Source organism: Bacillus mesophilum (assembly GCF_008923265.1).
Classification (GTDB): Bacteria; Bacillota; Bacilli; order Bacillales; family Cytobacillaceae; genus Cytobacillus; species Cytobacillus mesophilum.
Genome location: NZ_WBOT01000017.1, coordinates 1 through 16903, shown reverse-complemented (window position 1 = coordinate 16903; position 16903 = coordinate 1). Strand labels below are relative to the sequence as shown.

Annotated in this window: 16 protein-coding genes, 1 tRNA gene, 2 rRNA genes, 1 other RNA gene and 1 other annotated feature; of the genes, 5 read left to right on the top strand and 15 right to left on the bottom strand. The window is 40.2% G+C overall.

The features are described from left to right. From F7732_RS22450 to tadA, 8 genes are all read right to left on the bottom strand, one after another. Positions 1 to 83: ribosomal RNA gene (locus F7732_RS22450) — 16S ribosomal RNA — on the bottom strand; the annotation flags it as partial. A 446-nt stretch (positions 84 to 529) separates the two neighbouring features. After that, a complete protein-coding gene (locus F7732_RS22445; protein WP_151576217.1) occupies positions 530 to 793 on the bottom strand; it encodes a pro-sigmaK processing inhibitor BofA family protein in 264 nt (87 codons plus the stop codon). Between the two features lie 90 nt (positions 794 to 883). Continuing rightward, entirely contained in the window at positions 884 to 1102 is a 219-nt protein-coding gene (locus tag F7732_RS22440; RefSeq protein WP_151576216.1) for a YaaL family protein, read from the bottom strand. Positions 1103 to 1118: 16 nt separating this feature from the next. Next, the gene (gene recR / locus F7732_RS22435; RefSeq protein WP_066441822.1) at positions 1119 to 1715 is read right to left on the bottom strand and encodes a recombination mediator RecR; all 597 of its coding nucleotides are present in this window, start codon (positions 1713 to 1715) and stop codon (positions 1119 to 1121) included. Between the two features lie 261 nt (positions 1716 to 1976). After that, complete coding sequence (locus F7732_RS22430; protein WP_066441824.1) at positions 1977 to 2297, bottom strand: YbaB/EbfC family nucleoid-associated protein; 321 nt, start codon at positions 2295 to 2297, stop codon at positions 1977 to 1979. A gap of 21 nt (positions 2298 to 2318) precedes the next feature. Further along, entirely contained in the window at positions 2319 to 4016 is a 1698-nt protein-coding gene (dnaX, locus tag F7732_RS22425) for a DNA polymerase III subunit gamma/tau (RefSeq protein ID WP_151576215.1), read from the bottom strand. Positions 4017 to 4140: 124 nt separating this feature from the next. Then, an RNA gene (ffs, locus tag F7732_RS22420) (signal recognition particle sRNA large type) lies at positions 4141 to 4405 on the bottom strand. 74 nt (positions 4406 to 4479) lie between these two features. Further along, positions 4480 to 5010, bottom strand: coding sequence for a tRNA adenosine(34) deaminase TadA (gene tadA, locus F7732_RS22415; protein WP_151576214.1), 531 nt, complete (start codon positions 5008 to 5010; stop codon positions 4480 to 4482). A gap of 126 nt (positions 5011 to 5136) precedes the next feature. Here tadA and F7732_RS22410 point away from each other — a divergent pair, with 126 nt between their 5' ends. The 4 genes from F7732_RS22410 to F7732_RS22395 all read left to right on the top strand — a co-directional run bounded on the left by F7732_RS22410 (position 5137) and on the right by F7732_RS22395 (position 8498). Next, positions 5137 to 5667, top strand: a complete 531-nt coding sequence (locus F7732_RS22410) for a cysteine hydrolase family protein (RefSeq protein WP_151576218.1) — start codon at positions 5137 to 5139, stop codon at positions 5665 to 5667. Positions 5668 to 5703: 36 nt separating this feature from the next. Next, positions 5704 to 6990 carry a glycoside hydrolase family 18 protein gene (locus tag F7732_RS22405; RefSeq protein ID WP_151576213.1) on the top strand — a complete coding sequence of 429 codons (1287 nt, stop codon included), beginning with the start codon at positions 5704 to 5706 and terminating at the stop codon, positions 6988 to 6990. A 172-nt stretch (positions 6991 to 7162) separates the two neighbouring features. Next, positions 7163 to 7813, top strand: a complete 651-nt coding sequence (locus F7732_RS22400) for a deoxynucleoside kinase (RefSeq protein ID WP_066441831.1) — start codon at positions 7163 to 7165, stop codon at positions 7811 to 7813. Between the two features lie 16 nt (positions 7814 to 7829). After that, positions 7830 to 8498, top strand: a complete 669-nt coding sequence (locus F7732_RS22395) for a deoxynucleoside kinase (RefSeq protein WP_080843598.1) — start codon at positions 7830 to 7832, stop codon at positions 8496 to 8498. 131 nt (positions 8499 to 8629) lie between these two features. On the opposite strand, the gene F7732_RS22390 is transcribed toward F7732_RS22395, so the two are convergent. From F7732_RS22390 to guaB, 6 genes are all read right to left on the bottom strand, one after another. Continuing rightward, a tRNA-Ser gene (locus F7732_RS22390) sits at positions 8630 to 8722 on the bottom strand. Positions 8723 to 8820: 98 nt separating this feature from the next. After that, positions 8821 to 10101, bottom strand: a complete 1281-nt coding sequence (serS, locus tag F7732_RS22385) for a serine--tRNA ligase (protein WP_151576212.1) — start codon at positions 10099 to 10101, stop codon at positions 8821 to 8823. Between the two features lie 50 nt (positions 10102 to 10151). Next, positions 10152 to 10365: a binding site (T-box leader), on the bottom strand. 73 nt (positions 10366 to 10438) lie between these two features. Continuing rightward, entirely contained in the window at positions 10439 to 11032 is a 594-nt protein-coding gene (gene pdxT / locus F7732_RS22380) for a pyridoxal 5'-phosphate synthase glutaminase subunit PdxT (protein ID WP_151576211.1), read from the bottom strand. Between the two features lie 12 nt (positions 11033 to 11044). Then, positions 11045 to 11926 carry a pyridoxal 5'-phosphate synthase lyase subunit PdxS gene (pdxS, locus tag F7732_RS22375; protein ID WP_066441836.1) on the bottom strand — a complete coding sequence of 294 codons (882 nt, stop codon included), beginning with the start codon at positions 11924 to 11926 and terminating at the stop codon, positions 11045 to 11047. Between the two features lie 200 nt (positions 11927 to 12126). Further along, positions 12127 to 13428, bottom strand: a complete 1302-nt coding sequence (locus tag F7732_RS22370; RefSeq protein WP_180320266.1) for a D-alanyl-D-alanine carboxypeptidase family protein — start codon at positions 13426 to 13428, stop codon at positions 12127 to 12129. Positions 13429 to 13687: 259 nt separating this feature from the next. Further along, a complete protein-coding gene (guaB, locus tag F7732_RS22365) occupies positions 13688 to 15154 on the bottom strand; it encodes an IMP dehydrogenase (RefSeq protein WP_151576210.1) in 1467 nt (488 codons plus the stop codon). 108 nt (positions 15155 to 15262) lie between these two features. On the opposite strand from guaB, the gene F7732_RS22360 reads away from it, so the two are divergent. Further along, positions 15263 to 16216 (top strand): YaaC family protein, encoded by a 954-nt coding sequence (locus F7732_RS22360; RefSeq protein ID WP_151576209.1) that lies wholly within the window; start codon positions 15263 to 15265, stop codon positions 16214 to 16216. A gap of 238 nt (positions 16217 to 16454) precedes the next feature. On the opposite strand, the gene rrf is transcribed toward F7732_RS22360, so the two are convergent. Next, positions 16455 to 16569 (bottom strand): 5S ribosomal RNA (gene rrf, locus F7732_RS22355). Positions 16570 to 16903 lie beyond the last annotated feature (334 nt).

Below are 16903 nucleotides of genomic sequence, written 5' to 3'. Positions count from 1 at the left end.
AAGCTCCCATCCGTCCGCTCGACTTGCATGTATTAGGCACGCCGCCAGCGTTCGTCCTGAGCCAGGATCAAACTCTCCAAGAAAGAGTTGATTAGCTCTTGTGTACATAATGTACATTGTTAATTCCGAAGAATCTTTTTTTAAACGTTGACGTTTTATTGTTCGTTCAGTTTTCAAAGAGCAATTTTATTAACTCCGCCGCTCAGAGGCGACTTTATTAATATATCATTTATTAACCCGTTTTGTCAACATCTTTTTTTAATGTTTTTTCAAAACCGAGTATGTGTCGTTGTGACGACTCTTAATATAATATCAGCGTGTATAGGCAAAGTCAACACTATTTTTATCTTTTTTTCAAAATCAAAAATACTAAAGTTAAATACTTATTATTTTACATGTTGAAGTTTGAGATAGCTCCTGTATATATACCGGAAGGTTAGAATCAACCTTTGCCGCTAAAAGATGAAATATAATTCTATCTTTGCATAAAAAAAGCCGAAGAGGACAAAAACTCTTCAGCTCTTCAATATTAAAGCACCCACGTTTGGATCGCTACTAAAGAAAATAAACCTGGAATACCTAAAAATCCAGATATTGCAGAGGTAACCAGGTTAATTGGTACATGGATGCCAAACTGATTTCCAAAAGCATTTAAAAAAAATAAAAAGAGTGCTCCTATTAATAGCTTAACAAAGCTTTGTCCAATAAACCGGACTGGCTTCATAGGAGCTCCCATTAAGAGAACTAATAAAATCAGTCCTCCCAGGACCGAGATAACAATAATCGGATCCATAATTCTAATCTCTCCTCTCAGACAACTTGTACTATTAAATTTATGTTTAATTTATACAAATAGACCTAAGAGCAGTGTTCAATTACAGATTTAATATCTCACTGTTACGTTTCTTTTTTTTGCTTCTTTAAATAGAAAAAAATATTTAGCTTCTGCCAGCTTAGCATCACTAATTGCTTCTTCGGTGATATCAAAGCTTTTCTCAACAAGGGTACTTTGATTTTTCCAATTGGCCTTTAATTCTTCTATTTGCAGCAGCAGCTTTTCATCATATTCCTTCCGAAGCCAGCCCTTTTTACGAAAAAACATGTTCATTCCTCCAGATTTAAACTTCTCTTCTTCCTTCAAGCGCTTTTGAAAGCGTTACTTCGTCGGCATATTCCAAATCGCCGCCGACTGGCAAGCCGTGAGCAATTCGTGTTGCCTTAATGCCCGATGGTTTTAAAAGTCTGGAGATATACATGGCCGTTGCTTCTCCTTCAATATTTGGGTTTGTAGCCAGTATAACCTCTTGGACAGTGTCATCCTGAAGCCTTTTTAGTAAATCAGGAATATTTATATCCTCTGGCCCAATTCCATCCATTGGAGAAATCGCTCCATGGAGTACATGGTAGAGACCATTAAATTCTTTCATCTTTTCCATAGCAATCACATCTTTAGGATCTTGAACAACACAAATCAATGTTCGATCCCGACGCTGATCCTCACAAATATAACACGGATCCTGATCCGTAATATGGCCGCAAACAGAACAATAGCTCAAGTTTCGTTTTGCATTAACAAGCGCTTTAGCAAAATCTAGTACGACATCCTCCTTCATATTCAATACGTAAAAGGCAAGACGAGCTGCTGTTTTTGGCCCAATTCCCGGTAATTTCATAAAACTATCTATGAGCTTTGATATTGGTTCAGGATAATGCATAATATCCTCCTATATAGAAAAGCACAAGCGCCTGCCTCTACCCGACAAGTATAAGACGAACCAGACAGCAGGCGCACTTTGACCTTTTTCTGGACTCGCTTAGACCCAAGAGAGGCTAGTCACTGGAGCTAGACACTATTCTTATCTTTTTTTATCATTATAATAAGAAACTGCACTGATTTTTCAAATGTAATAAAACAGCGCCGCACGAATCGAGGTAAGTTGCTTAATAAACCTCTGGCTGCGGCGCCTGTTATATCATTAGAACATTCCTGGCAAGTTCATTCCTTTTGTGAATTGGCCCATTGTTGAATTTGTCAGCTCATCCGCTTTCTTTAAAGCATCATTTGTTGCTGCCAATACTAAATCCTGAAGCATTTCGATATCTTCTGGATCAACAACCTCTTCCTTAATATTCACTTCAAGCACTTCTTTGTGACCTGAAACAATGACAGTTACCATGCCGCCGCCAGCAGTACCTTCAATTCTTTTTTCTCCCAGCTCTTCTTGAGCCTCAGCCATTTTCTTTTGCATCTTTTGCATTTGCTTCATCATATTTTGCATATTACCCATACCACGCATAGTTATAAAACCTCCATTATTTTAGTCTTTAATTTCAAGCAGTTCATCACCAAATAGTTTCTTTGCCTCAGCAATAAATGGCTCCTCTTCCCTAGCTTCAAAACCATCATCGCCATCTGAATCATCACGCTGGTTTTGAATAAAACTTTCTCTGATATCCATCCACTGTTCATCCGGGACACCAATCATCTGCATTCTCTTTCCGATCAGTTCGTAAAGAGAATTTGTCAGTGTTTCAAGGAATCGGCTGTTATCCATAGCCATTTGACAGTGTATTTCATATTTAAATTTTATAATAAAAGCCTGATCTGAGGCTGCTACAGGCTCAGCTTCATTAAGAAGCGCTGCCTGTGATCTCATTTGATTATGAACGAGTTTGTCCAGCATTTCTCCCCAGCGGCTTTTAATACTAATAAGATCCTGCTTTGTTGCATTCTTTAAGATTTCATTTACTTTCCCGCTTGGTGCCTGGTAGCCCTTACGTGAATTCCTCGTCTGCTTCTTTGCCACAGGCTGCTCAGCAGGTTCTTTTGCCGAAACACCATTTTTCCTTAACTCAAGCACTTCCTGCTCTAGCTGGTTGATTTTATCTAAAAGAGGCTTCATATCCGCACTAGAAGCAGACGACCCACTGCGCTCCAACTGGCAGAGCTTCATAATGGCTACCTCAAGGAAAATCCTCGGATGGTTTGTCCATCTCATTTCCTGCTGTGATTTGCTCAGCACTTCTATAAGTTCATAGATTTCTGCCGCATTGATCTCATCAGAAAGAGATCTGAAGTCATCATCCAGCATAACTCTCTCCATCGACTCTTCAAGAGTTGGTGCCGCTTTATATAAGAGCATATCCCGATAATATAAGATGAAGTCTTCAATAAAACGCGATGGATCTTTCCCTTGAAACAGCAGCTCCTCCAATGCCTCTAAGCCGGCAGCAGCATCCTTTTGCTGAACAGCCGATGCTAGCCTGTTAAGAAAATTCTGTGAAACTGCGCCAGTTACCATTAGTGCGTCCTCTTCAGAAACCTTCCCGTCACTGAATGATATAGCCTGATCGAGCAAGCTTAGAGCATCACGCATACCGCCCTCTGCTGCTCTGGCGACAATTTGCAATGCCTTTTCATCATATTGTATGCCAGTTTCATCTACAATCAGCTTCATTCTGCCCACAATAGACTGTGCAGTAATTCGCTTAAAATCAAATCTTTGACATCTGGAAATGATGGTAAGAGGAATTTTATGAGGCTCTGTTGTTGCCAGTATAAAAATAACATGCTTCGGCGGTTCTTCCAATGTTTTTAATAAAGCATTAAAAGCTCCAATGGAAAGCATATGAACTTCATCGACAATATAGACCTTATACTTTACTGAGCTTGGTGCATACTTCACTTTATCACGAATATCCCGAATCTCTTCGACGCCGTTATTGGATGCGGCATCAATTTCAATCACATCCGGAATAGATCCATCTGTAATGCCCCTGCATGCCGAACATTCATTGCAAGGTTCATTAATAGGTGCACGTTCACAGTTAACGGCTTTGGCTAAAATTTTCGCCGCACTTGTTTTTCCTGTTCCGCGCGGCCCAGAGAATAGGTATGCATGTGAAATTTTATTGTGAAGCAGGGCGTTCTGCAATGTCTTTGTCACATGTTCCTGTCCGACTACATCAATAAATTGCTGCGGACGCCAAACACGATATAAAGCCTGATAGCTCATTGACACGCCCCCTTCCTAATGTATTGTCTTGTCTATTATAACTTATAAAAAAGTGTTTTTCCAAAACCAAATGTAAAAAACTCACCCTAAATATAGAGTGAGTTTGTACTTATTCATATAACTGCCGTGCACCTTCCGTCGACTGATGCCCATAAGCGTTACTTAAGCAGTTAGCTCAGCCCAGGCAACCCTGCGGCACATGGGAGCGTCCACTTAATGCTGCTTCCTTCCGGACCTGACATGGTTCATGGATTCCCATTGCGCAGGACCCGGGCGTCAACACCACTTACTTAAGGCAGACCCTACAGGATACCAGCCTCAGGAAGGGATTCAGCCTCGCTAGAGCGGATTGCGAGTACAGGGCACCGCTACCTCCCCGCCTAGCACGGCAAAGTTGATACCAATATTAGGCGTCTTATCGACGCATAATTAGTATACTAATATTCAATATAAAAAGCAATGCTTATCCATTGTCAATTTCTGTAACACTATTTAATCCTTGTCTGCTCAGCTTTTTGGCTTCCTTCTTACGACTTCTCAGCGCTCTGAAGAAGCTTGAGAGCAATTCACCGCATTCTTCCTCAAGAACCCCAGAAGCAACCTCGCTTTGATGATTAAATCGGCTTTCCTGCAGCAGATTCATCAGTGTCCCGGCACAGCCGCCCTTCGGATCTTTTGCTCCATATACCGTCCGCTTCACTCTAGATAAGACAATTGCACCAGAACACATCGGGCACGGCTCTAATGTAACATACAGAACTGCATCCTCCAGTCTCCATGTCCCAAGCCGCTGACAGGCTGCATCAATAGCAAGAAGTTCCGCATGTGCAAGTGCGTTTTGATCGGTTTCCCGCAGATTATGAGCCCTTGCTATGATTTCACCATTATAAACAATCACTGCTCCAATCGGAACTTCGTCTAGCAACTCTGCCTTTTTGGCTTCCTTTATCGCTTCCTTCATATAATACTCATCTTCATGGTATTCCACTTGCATTCACTCCTGCACCACCCTCTTAAAAGCACGGTATGATTAAAAACAGAATTTTAAACAACACTAAACGCTAAAGGCGGTGATTAAATTTTGACCAAACCTATAACTCCTGCTCTCATTATTATAGATATGATTAATGACTTTCAATTTAAAGAAGGTGCTTTATTAGCAGAAAAAGCAGATCACCTTACAGTACCCATTAATGCCTTAAGGGCTTATTTTCACCATCATCAACACCCGGTCATTTATGTGAATGATCACTATAATTTATGGCAGGCAAACCTTTATAAAATTATTGATTATTGCAGTAATGCTATTAGTGATAAAGTCATTCAAAAAATCCAACCTCGTGATGACGAGTATTTTTTAATTAAACCAAAGCATTCTGGATTTTTTGGAACAGCATTAAATACTCTGCTGAATCAGCTTAACATTGATACGTTATATTTAGCAGGAATCGCTGGGAATATTTGCGTCCTTTTTACTGCTAATGATGCTTATATGCGCGAATATCAATTGGTTGTGCCCAAAAATTGTATTGCATCCAATTGTGATGAAGATAATCAATATGCTCTTCTTATGATGAATCAGGTGCTAAAAGCAAATATTGATCCTATTTCTGAAGATAATTATAACATTACTGGCAAGTTCCCCTCATAAAATGGTAGCAGTGTGTGTAATAAGGAGGGAATTGCTATGCAAATTCATGTTGTTCGTCCTGGTCAGTCATTAACAAGTATTGCACAGGCATTTGGCACAACCACTGCAGACCTAGTAGAAGCAAATGAACTACCCAACCCTAATAATCTGGTCGTCGGCCAAACACTTGTTATTCCGATTGTCGGCAGCTTTTACTGGGTTCAGCCCGGTGATAGTCTTTATTCCATTTCCCAGCGTTTTGGTTTAACTTATCAAGAATTGGCTAGGATTAATGGCCTGTCTGTTAACCAGCCGCTGCAAGTTGGCTTCCGTCTTTATATTCCACAGCAGCCCAAAGCGGCTGCAGAATTTAATGCCTATGTAGAGCCCCGGGGAACAACAGTTGCGCCCGCCCTTGAAGAAGCGGCCCGTGAAGCCGCTCCTTATTTAACCTATCTGGCTCCATTTAATTTTCAGGCTCTTCGGGATGGTTCTCTGCGTGAGCCGCTCTTAAATGACTTTCCTGCCATTGCCGCAGCGAATAACAATGTATTAATGATGGTCATCTCCAATCAAGAAAATGACCAGTTCAGCGACGAGCTTGGCCGTATTCTCTTAAATGATATGGAAGTGCAAAATCGATTCTTAAATAATATTGTGGCAACAGCACGAAAATATGGCTTTCGCGATATTCATTTTGACTTTGAATACTTGCGTCCAGCAGATCGCGAAGCATATAACCAATTTCTCCGTCGCGCAAAACAGCGATTCCAAGCGGAAGGCTGGCTGCTCTCCACAGCTCTCGCTCCAAAAACAAGTGCTGAACAGCAGGGTGCCTGGTATGAGGCTCATGATTACCGGGCACATGGTGAGATTGCAGACTTTGTGGTCATTATGACGTACGAATGGGGATATAGCGGCGGGCCTGCCATGGCAGTATCTCCAATTGGCCCGGTTCGAGACGTATTAGAATATGCGATTAGTGAAATGCCTTCAACCAAAATTTTAATGGGGCAAAACTTATATGGATACGATTGGACTTTGCCCTTTGTGCAAGGATCAGTCGCAAGAGCAGTCAGTCCGCAGCAGGCGATCCAAATTGCAGCTGATAATAATGTAGCGATTCAGTATGATACACGTGCACAAGCACCTTTCTTCCGCTACAGGGATAATGAAGGAAGAGATCATGAAGTATGGTTCGAGGACGGCCGTTCCATTCAGGCTAAATTCGACCTGGTAAAGGAGCTTAACTTAAGGGGAGTGAGCTACTGGAAGCTCGGTTTAGCCTTTCCGCAAAACTGGCTCCTCATCTCTGATAATTTTAACGTGACAAAAAGAGCTTAAAGGCAGATATTCGCAAGTTGAACAGCTTTCCTTCAGAGGAAGCTGTTTTTCTTTTCTCCTATATTTTCCCCCATATCACAGCATATTAAAATGTGGTAAAATAGTTAGACGTGCTTAAAATTGATTATTAAATAATCCCATAATCGTATGTGGCGGTGAGTAGGAGGATATCATGGGGGAAATACCTTTTTTAACTGTAGAAGGACCAATTGGTGTGGGCAAGACATCACTTGCGAAAGCAATCTCTGAACACTATCAATTCACACTCTTAAAAGAGATTGTTGACGAAAACCCTTTTTTAGGGAAATTCTACGATAATATTGAAGAATGGAGCTTTCAGACGGAAATGTTTTTTCTTTGCAACCGTTATAAGCAGCTTAGCGACATTCATCATCATTATTTAAATAAAAACAAGCCTGTTGTGGCAGATTATCATATATTCAAAAACCTTATTTTTGCGCAAAGATCTCTGAATGAAAGCGAATATAATAAATACTTAAAGATCTATGATATTTTAACAGCAGATATGCCCAAACCAAATGTCATCATCTATTTGGATGCGAGCCTTGAAACGCTCTTAGATCGAATTAAAATGCGCGGCAGAGAAATTGAGAAAAATATTAGCCCATTATATTTAGAGCAATTATCGATTGATTATCAAAATGCTATGAATGATTTTGAAGCTAAGCATCCAGATATTCCTGTCCTTCGCTTTAACGGTGATAATCTTGACTTTGTAAAAAATAAAGAAGACTTACTCCATATTTATAATGAGCTATCGAATGCATTAGAAAAGAAAAAATGCATTGACCATAAGAATTAAAAGGGGCCTAATGGATATGAACTTAAGAGAAAAGTACAATATACCTGCAAATTCGGTTATTACGATTGCCGGCACAGTGGGTGTCGGAAAATCCACGATGACTAACGCATTAGCAAATGCACTTAATTTCCGCACTTCCTTTGAAAAGGTTGATACGAATCCTTATTTGGACAAGTTTTATGCTGATTTTGAACGCTGGAGCTTCCACTTGCAAATTTACTTTCTTGCTGAACGCTTTAAGGAACAAAAAAGAATTTTTGAGTATGGCGGAGGCTTTATTCAAGATCGTTCTATTTATGAGGATACTGGCATTTTTGCAAAAATGCACTTTGAAAAAGGGACGATGTCTCCTGTTGACTATGAAACGTACACAAGTCTCTTTGATGCTATGGTCATGACTCCTTACTTCCCTCATCCAGACTTGCTGATTTATTTAGAAGGTTCTATTGAAGACATTTTAGAACGTATTCATGAACGCGGCCGTCCAATGGAGCAGCAGACCCCTGTTGAATACTGGCAGGAAATGCATCAGCGTTACGAATCATGGATTGATGGCTTTAATGCTTGTCCGGTCCTTCGCTTGAATATTAATGAATATGATATTATTGCGCAGGAAGGATCCATTGAACCGATTATCGAACGCATCTCTCACTTTATGAAACAAACGCAATTATTAAAAAAATAAACCGCTGATTATCAGCGGTTTATTTTTTTCATTTAAAAGGAAAGAGATTCTGGACAAAAGGAAAACCGCTACTGAAACAGCAGCGGTTAGATAATCTCCATATATTTATGCGCGTGTAATGTCAAATATAATGGCGGAGGAAGAGGGATTCGAACCCCCGCGCGGTTTAACCCGCCTGTCGGTTTTCAAGACCGATCCCTTCAGCCGGACTTGGGTATTCCTCCGTATCGACAAGAATTAATATAACATGTACAAAAATGAAAGTCAACATTATTTTAATATTTTTTTGAGCGGGCAAAACACCCGCTCAAAATGGCTTTATTTATACTGGAGAAATAACGTTTCTGTTCCCCATATATGGACGTAATACTTCTGGAATGACCACACTGCCATCAGCCTGCTGATAATTTTCTAAAATAGCGGCAACCGTACGGCCGAGCGCAAGACCAGAACCGTTTAATGTATGAACATGCTCTGGTTTGCCCTTTGGATCACGGCGGAAGCGGATGTTTGCTCTGCGTGCCTGGAAGGCCTCAAAATTACTGCAAGAAGAAATCTCACGGTATGTGTTATAGCTTGGTATCCAAACCTCGATATCATACTTCTTCGCTGCTGTAAAACCTAAATCTCCTGTACACATGCTCATTACACGGTATGGCAGACCAAGCAGCTGCAGAACCTTCTCAGCATCCTTTGTTAAGCTTTCTAACGCAGCATATGAATCTTCTGGTTTAACAAATTTCACAAGTTCTACTTTATTAAATTGGTGCTGACGGATGAGACCTCTTGTGTCACGTCCTGCTGAACCTGCCTCAGAACGGAAACAAGCACTGAAAGCAGCATATTGAACAGGTAGCTGTTCTCCATCCATAATCTCGTCACGGTGCATATTTGTAACGGGTACCTCAGCTGTTGGGATAAGGAAATAGTCTTCACTTTCAATTAAGAAAGCATCCTCCTCGAATTTCGGAAGCTGACCTGTTCCTGTCATGCTTGCACGGTTTACCATGTATGGCGGCAAGACTTCCTGATATCCATTTTCCTCTGTATGAAGATCAAGCATAAAGTTAAACAATGCGCGCTCAAGACGAGCTCCCAGCCCTTTATAAAAAACAAAACGGCTGCCTGTTACTTTACTGGCTCTTTCAAAATCTAAAATACCAAGAGCATCTGCTACATCCCAGTGCGGCTTTGGTTCAAAGTCAAATTCCTTTACTTCTCCCCAGTTCCAAGCCTCTACGTTATCATCTTCTGTTTCACCGACAGGAACACTTTCGTGCGGGATGTTTGGGATGCTTAAGAGCAATAGATTTAGTTCTTCTTCAACAGCACGCTGCTCTTCATCAAGAGTTTTAATACGGTCTCCTACCTCACGCATTTCAGCAATTAATTGGTCCGCATCCTTTTTTTCACGCTTTAAAAGAGCGACCTGCTGAGAAACTTCATTTCTTCTGCTCTTCAGCTGCTCTGCCTCAACAATAATTTCACGTCTTCTTACATCCAGATCTTCAAACTTATTTAAATCTGTTAAATCCTCTCCGCGATGCTGCAGCTTTTCTTTAACACCTTCAAAATCTGCTCTTAATACTTTAATATCCAGCATGTTTTCTGCCTCCTAATGTTTTATAGAACACAAAAAACTCCCGTCCCCAAAAAAGGGACGAGAGTTACCCGCGTTGCCACCCTAGTTGAAAGCATGAGCTTTCCACCTTAATTCTGTAACGGTATTAACCGGGAGCTATTACTCACAAATGCTTTCCAAGCTCCGCTCAAGGATGGATTCACAAGCCACATTCGCCGATTTCCACCAACCATCGGCTCTCTAAAGAATGACATACCTGCTACTGCTTCCTCTCAATGCTTTCACTATACGTTTTAGTAATTCATAATTTACTACAATTATGCCTCATTTGCAACTCTATTATGCTTAGAATTGAAAGTCATTTTTTTGCTAATGGCTTTTTCGCTTCTTTTACCATATTAATAAAATACTGAGTTAATCGATGATCATCAGTTAATTCAGGATGAAATGAACAGCCGAGAAACTGCCCTTCTCTTGCGGCCACAATTCGTCCTTCATGTTTAGCTAATACCTCAACATTTTCACCAGCCTGGACAATATGCGGAGCTCGAATAAAGACAGCTGTAAAATCTTCAGCTACATCGGCAATATCTAAGTCTGCTTCAAAACTCTCTTTTTGCCTGCCAAAAGAATTTCTCTCCACCTTCACATTTAAAGCTCCGATATGCGGCTCTTCATAACCAACAATTTGCTTTGCCAATAATATTAAACCTGCACATGTGCCAAACATGGGTTTACCTGAATCCGCAAACTCTTTAAGTTTTGGCATGAAGTCGTACTTATCAATCAGCCGGCGCATCGTTGTACTTTCTCCGCCAGGAATGATTAGACCATCAGCCTCTTCCAGCTGCTCTATCTTTTTAATAACAATTGCTTCTGCTCCACAGTTTTCAATTGAACGGACATGCTCTCTTACTGCACCCTGCAGTCCTAAAACCCCGATTTTTATCATTGTATCTGCTCCTTACCAGCCGCGCTCCTGCATTCTTGCTTCTGGAGCCAGGGAAGAAATTTCAATTCCTTTCATCGGCGTGCCAAGTTCTTTAGATAATTCAGCAATCAGCTTATAATCCTGATAATGTGTTGTTGCTTCTACAATCGCACGAGCAAACTTAGCTGGATTCTCTGATTTAAAAATACCAGAACCAACAAATACACCATCAGCACCTAACTCCATCATAAGTGCTGCATCTGCTGGCGTTGCAACTCCTCCTGCTGCAAAGTTTACAACTGGCAGACGGCCTAAGCTGCGGATTTCAAGAAGCAATTCATAAGGAGCACCTAAAAGCTTTGCTTCTGTCATGAGTTCATCTTCGCTCATGTTTGATACTTTGCGCACTTGTGCATTAACCTTTCTCATATGGCGGACTGCTTCAACGATATTTCCTGTTCCAGGTTCACCTTTTGTACGAAGCATTGAAGCTCCTTCACCAATTCTGCGAAGTGCCTCTCCAAGATCCCGGCATCCGCAGACAAATGGAACTGTATAATCTCTTTTATTTAAATGATATTCTTCATCTGCTGGAGTTAAAACTTCACTTTCATCTATGTAATCCACACCCATTGCCTCAAGCACACGCGCTTCGACAATATGACCAATTCTTGCTTTAGCCATAACCGGTATTGAAACAGCGTTCATAACTTCTTCCATTATACGAGGATCTGCCATTCTAGCGACACCGCCAGCAGCACGGATATCAGATGGTACTCGTTCTAACGCCATTACAGCAACAGCACCAGCCTCTTCTGCAATTTTCGCCTGTTCTGCATTCACAACGTCCATAATAACGCCGCCTTTTTGCATTTCTGCCATTCCGCGCTTAACTCGATCTGTACCTGTTTTCATGTTAATCCCCCTTATCCTTGCCATCATTTTAATTGATGGATCTCTTTCATTATAAATTGAATCTTCTAAAAGGAAAATACAATTTATCTGATTGGAAAAATCAGTTTAGAAAAAGATATCCTCTTAACCAAAACATTTTCATAAAAAAGAACCCTGTCAGTGACAGGATTCCTTATACTTACACAATTATTCAGCTGAAATTAAAACCAGCCCTTTACTGTGGAAGATACACTACCCCAGATGTCGCTAAAGAAGCCTCCCACACCTCTCATGGAGAGCACAAACCAATTTGCCTTCTCTACGTCCTCTGCAGCTATAACATCAACTGTAATGGTGCTCTGTCCTGCTTCAGATAGGAAGTCCATATCCCCATCTGCTCCTTCAAGGGTTAATTCACCAATCTTATCACCTTTTTTTACTGGAGCAGTCAGCTGACCATCTTCATTTAATTTATCTTCATCAATCACAAGTACGGGTTTATAATTTTCTGCTTCCCCGTTCTTTACGATTAAAGATATCGCTTCAGCTGTTTCAATGTTCACTTGATCCTCTTTACCCTTTACAACTGGCAATGATTCAGTTCCTTTTACCGTATAACCTGCAGGGAGAATTTCTTCCTCACTAAAATTAGCAAAGCCATAATCAAGCATTTTCTTCGTTTCATCAAATCTGGATTTATACGATGCTGAACCATCATCATCCTTCGCATTCATGACAACAGTAATATAGCGGGTACCATCACGCAAAGCGGTACCTGTAAAGCAATAGCCGGCAAAATCCGTTGTACCTGTTTTAAGGCCATCTACGCCTTCATAACCATATACGAGATCAGGAAGCATCCAGTTCCAGTTTTCCATTTCAATTCTATCATCTGTGCCTTCTCTAAAGACTTTCTCAGGAATACTAGTCGTTTCAAGTATTTCTGGGTACTCATTAATTAGAGCAGAAGCTAGCTTGGCAGTAGCTCTTGCAGACATAACATTTTCCTCATCCGGATTGCCAGCAGGAATTGTCCCTTTTAAGTCTCTGTTATTTAAACCAGAAGAGTTGACGAATTTATAATCTTTTAAGCCAAGCTCCTCTGCCTTTTCATTCATCATTTTTACAAAATTAGTTTCTGAACCAGCAATGGTTTCAGCAATAGCTATAGTAGCACCATTTGCTGAGTAAATAGACATTGCCTCATATAGTTCTTTAATATTATAAGTACCGTCTCTTCTTAACGGTACATTTGATAATGCTGTATCTTGTGAAACTTTCCATACATATTCACTTACCGCATATTCTTGATCCCATGTAACTTTGCCTTCTTCAATAGCTTCAAGCAGCAGGTATTCTGTCATAATTTTAGTCATGCTTGCAATTCCAAGCACTTTGTCTGCATCTTTAGAGTAAAGAACCTTTCCCGTTTCTGCCTCTACTAATATAGCGGCATCTCCATTGATGCTAAGTACATCCTCTGCTTTTACTGCCCCTATACCAGGGAGAAGACTAAATGCCATAACAAGTGTTAGTAATCCTACAACAAACTGACGATAAAAAGTTCTTTTCAACCTAAAGACCTCCAACTATTTTTTGCAGCTTTTGTTATTTTATCATAACTCTATTACAAAAAGTAGCTTGAGTATTTACCTATTCTTGTCTGCAACTATTAAAAACTCTATTGCTTTTGTATGAGTTTATAAGGAACATTTGGTAAAGGCTCTGTCATAACTAAAATTAAAAAAGGCAGAGAACGTGATGTCTCTGCCCGGCATACAATTATTGAATAGAATAGTTTGGTGATTCTTTCGTAATCTGCACATCATGCGGGTGGCTTTCTCTTAATCCAGCACCTGTCATGCGGATGAATTGTGCATTTTCCCGTAATTCTGTTAGATCTTTTGTTCCACAGTAACCCATGCCAGAACGAAGTCCGCCAATCAGCTGATAAATTGTATCTGATAATGGCCCTTTGTAAGGAAGTCGGCCTTCAATACCTTCTGGCACAAACTTTTTATTATCCTCTTGGAAATAACGATCCTTTGATCCTTTTTCCATTGCCCCTACTGATCCCATTCCACGATATACTTTAAAGCGGCGGCCTTGGAAGATTTCTGTTTCTCCAGGACTTTCTGATACTCCAGCAAGCAAGCTGCCAAGCATTACAGCATGTCCGCCTGCAGCGAGTGCTTTAACGATATCTCCAGAATATTTAATGCCGCCATCAGCAATAATCGTTTTTCCATGTTTTCTTGCCTCTGTAGCGCAATCATAAACAGCTGTAATCTGTGGTACACCGACACCTGCTACAACTCTTGTTGTACAGATGGATCCTGGACCAATGCCTACTTTAACTACATCTACACCCGCTTCAATTAACTCTCGGGTAGCATCTGCAGTAGCAACATTACCTGCAATAATAGCCAGTTCAGGATAAGCATTGCGAATTTCTTTAACTGTATCAATAACACCTTTTGAATGCCCATGTGCTGTATCCACAACAATGACATCGACCTGTGCTTTTGCAAGCATTTCAATACGCTTCATGGTATCCTTCGTTACGCCTACTGCTGCACCTGCCAGCAATCTTCCCTTCTCATCTTTAGCTGAATGAGGGAACTCAATCACTTTTTCGATATCCTTGATTGTGATTAATCCTTGCAGTGTTCCTTCTTCATCAACAAGTGGGAGTTTTTCAATTTTGTATTTTTGCAGAATTTTTTCTGCCTCATCTAATGTCGTACCTACTGGTGCGGTAACAAGGTTTTCTTTTGTCATCACATCAGATATTTTAATAGAAAAATCTTGAATGAAACGAAGATCACGATTTGTTAAAATTCCCACAAGCTTTCGTTCATCTTGATTATTAACAATCGGAACGCCGGAAATTCTGTATTTTCCCATTAAATGCTCAGCATCAAATACTTGCTGTTCAGGAGTAAGGAAAAATGGGTCTGTAATAACACCGCTTTCGGAGCGCTTTACTTTATCAACCAAGTCCGCCTGCTGCTCAATTGACATATTCTTATGAATAATGCCAAGTCCGCCTTGACGAGCCATTGCAATGGCCATTTCAGCCTCAGTTACTGTGTCCATTCCTGCACTAATAATTGGAATATTAAGCTTGATCTTTTCAGTCAATTGAACACTTAAGTTTACATCCTTCGGCAATACCTCAGATTTTGCTGGTACAAGTAAAACATCATCAAACGTTAAACCTTCTTTAACGAACTTATTTTCCCACATATTTTTCCCTCCTAGACGAAAATATTATTAGTAGGTTATCAATTGGACAAAATACTGTCAAGAACCCTAGTATATGTTAGATTTTTCAGATTATTAAGAGGTGTTATTATGTCCAATATTTTTGAAGGATGGGAGTCCTTTGTTTCATATTATTCTGCAAGCCATGTTCAAGCTTTTCTAAGAAAGTGTTATCAAAAACAAGGATTTGATCAACCGGAGCAAAAGAGCTTCGAAAACTGCTATCCCTTTATCTATTACATAGAACATGGCCAAATTTATTACGAGCAATCTGAAGCTGCTCCACTGTTAATTAAGCCCATTCTGTCCTTTTATGGATTAGTTCACTTGATTAAAGCTGCGATTTTAACAGTTGATCCCAACTATCCAGAAACGACTTCAGTGCTTGCTCATGGAGTCTCTGCCAGAAAACGAAAAAAACAGCAGTACAGTTTTTTTAACGATGAAGTAAAACTGCAAAAAAGTGGATTGTTTCCATTTATGGCTGAGAAAATGTTTCACATGAAACATTTGGAGGGAGAAAAAACAATAATGGAAGATTTACTAAAACAAGTGCCTGAAATGGAAGGCCTTTTTCGTAAAATGGAAGGTGGGTCACACTTTGTACAAATTCCAAAGCAGGAGAAACATTTTATCATCCCTCCTTCCATCATCAAACACTATCATATGTCTGATACTCGGTTTATTGAATTTCTCTCAACCAAATCATTTTCTCCTTTAATTAAGGCGGAAGAACCAAACATTTCAGGCTTTCATTATAGTCATGAGCATATCCCAGATTATAAACCAATTCGCTTTGATCTTGTTCGAAAAACTTATCATTTTCCTATTTCCAAAAACACTCTAAGTTCCTTTCCTGAGCTATTGATCCACTACTTGCTGTTATACAACTTAAGTATGATTGCCCGTTATGAAACAGAGTGGTGGAGTGAACTCATTAAAATGATGCCAAATAATGATTATCCATTTATCAAAACATTTTTGCACATCACTTCAACGAAAGGACCATATTTAGTGCAGCAATATTTACAGAGCTGGACGTAAGGAACTTATCTCCCTTCCTAATTGATTAAATATACAAAGGACTCCTATATGTCGTCTTTTACTAATTGGAGTCCTTTCTGTATTTATCTAAAGCATTTAACTCTACTGAATCTTGCATAATCTTTCTCTTCTTTAGTCTTCTTCATCCTCCAAAGCTTCTCGAAGTTAAACAGTCGTCTTCAAATTAGAATTGTAAATACAAAAAAAGCACATCTATAATGATGTACTTTTCCATGTTGCCCGGCAACGTCCTACTCTCACAAGGGGACAGCCCCTAACTACCATTGGCGCTGAGAAGCTTAACTTCCGTGTTCGGGAGGGACGGGTATGACCTTCTCGCTATCGCGTTCGGCTTCCAATAAGCGGCGCATCTCTTCGTCAGCTCAAGTCGTCAACATCCTCACGTGCCAACTACGCACGCTCCGGTGTTTCCTCATTCGCTTCCTTGATCTGCTTGCTTCTTGAAACCCTCACAGTTTGGTAAAGAGATTAGTTGAGCAAACTTACATTTTTTAGACTATACCTTGCGGCATTTTATGCCCTTTCTCCAATTCCAACTACAAGCACTGCCCCTCCCATGTTTCTCGAAGTTAAACAGTCGTCTTCAATTTAGAATTTTAACGACAAAAAAAAGCACATCCATAAAGATGTGCTTTTTCATGTTGCCCGGCAGCGTCCTACTCTCAC

Coding starts and splice junctions, on each gene's coding strand:
- pdxS (WP_066441836.1), bottom strand. CDS start 11,926: ATGAAAACAGGTACAGATCGAGTTAAGCGCGGAATGGCAGAAATGCAA.
- tadA (WP_151576214.1), bottom strand. CDS start 5,010: ATGCAAGTGGAATACCATGAAGATGAGTATTATATGAAGGAAGCGATA.
- F7732_RS22405 (WP_151576213.1), top strand. CDS start 5,704: ATGCAAATTCATGTTGTTCGTCCTGGTCAGTCATTAACAAGTATTGCA.
- F7732_RS22440 (WP_151576216.1), bottom strand. CDS start 1,102: ATGTTTTTTCGTAAAAAGGGCTGGCTTCGGAAGGAATATGATGAAAAG.
- F7732_RS22395 (WP_080843598.1), top strand. CDS start 7,830: ATGAACTTAAGAGAAAAGTACAATATACCTGCAAATTCGGTTATTACG.
- serS (WP_151576212.1), bottom strand. CDS start 10,101: ATGCTGGATATTAAAGTATTAAGAGCAGATTTTGAAGGTGTTAAAGAA.
- F7732_RS22400 (WP_066441831.1), top strand. CDS start 7,163: ATGGGGGAAATACCTTTTTTAACTGTAGAAGGACCAATTGGTGTGGGC.
- F7732_RS22360 (WP_151576209.1), top strand. CDS start 15,263: ATGTCCAATATTTTTGAAGGATGGGAGTCCTTTGTTTCATATTATTCT.
- F7732_RS22410 (WP_151576218.1), top strand. CDS start 5,137: ATGATTAATGACTTTCAATTTAAAGAAGGTGCTTTATTAGCAGAAAAA.
- F7732_RS22445 (WP_151576217.1), bottom strand. CDS start 793: ATGGATCCGATTATTGTTATCTCGGTCCTGGGAGGACTGATTTTATTA.
- guaB (WP_151576210.1), bottom strand. CDS start 15,154: ATGTGGGAAAATAAGTTCGTTAAAGAAGGTTTAACGTTTGATGATGTT.
- F7732_RS22430 (WP_066441824.1), bottom strand. CDS start 2,297: ATGCGTGGTATGGGTAATATGCAAAATATGATGAAGCAAATGCAAAAG.
- dnaX (WP_151576215.1), bottom strand. CDS start 4,016: ATGAGCTATCAGGCTTTATATCGTGTTTGGCGTCCGCAGCAATTTATT.
- recR (WP_066441822.1), bottom strand. CDS start 1,715: ATGCATTATCCTGAACCAATATCAAAGCTCATAGATAGTTTTATGAAA.
- F7732_RS22370 (WP_180320266.1), bottom strand. CDS start 13,428: ATGGCATTTAGTCTTCTCCCTGGTATAGGGGCAGTAAAAGCAGAGGAT.
- pdxT (WP_151576211.1), bottom strand. CDS start 11,032: ATGATAAAAATCGGGGTTTTAGGACTGCAGGGTGCAGTAAGAGAGCAT.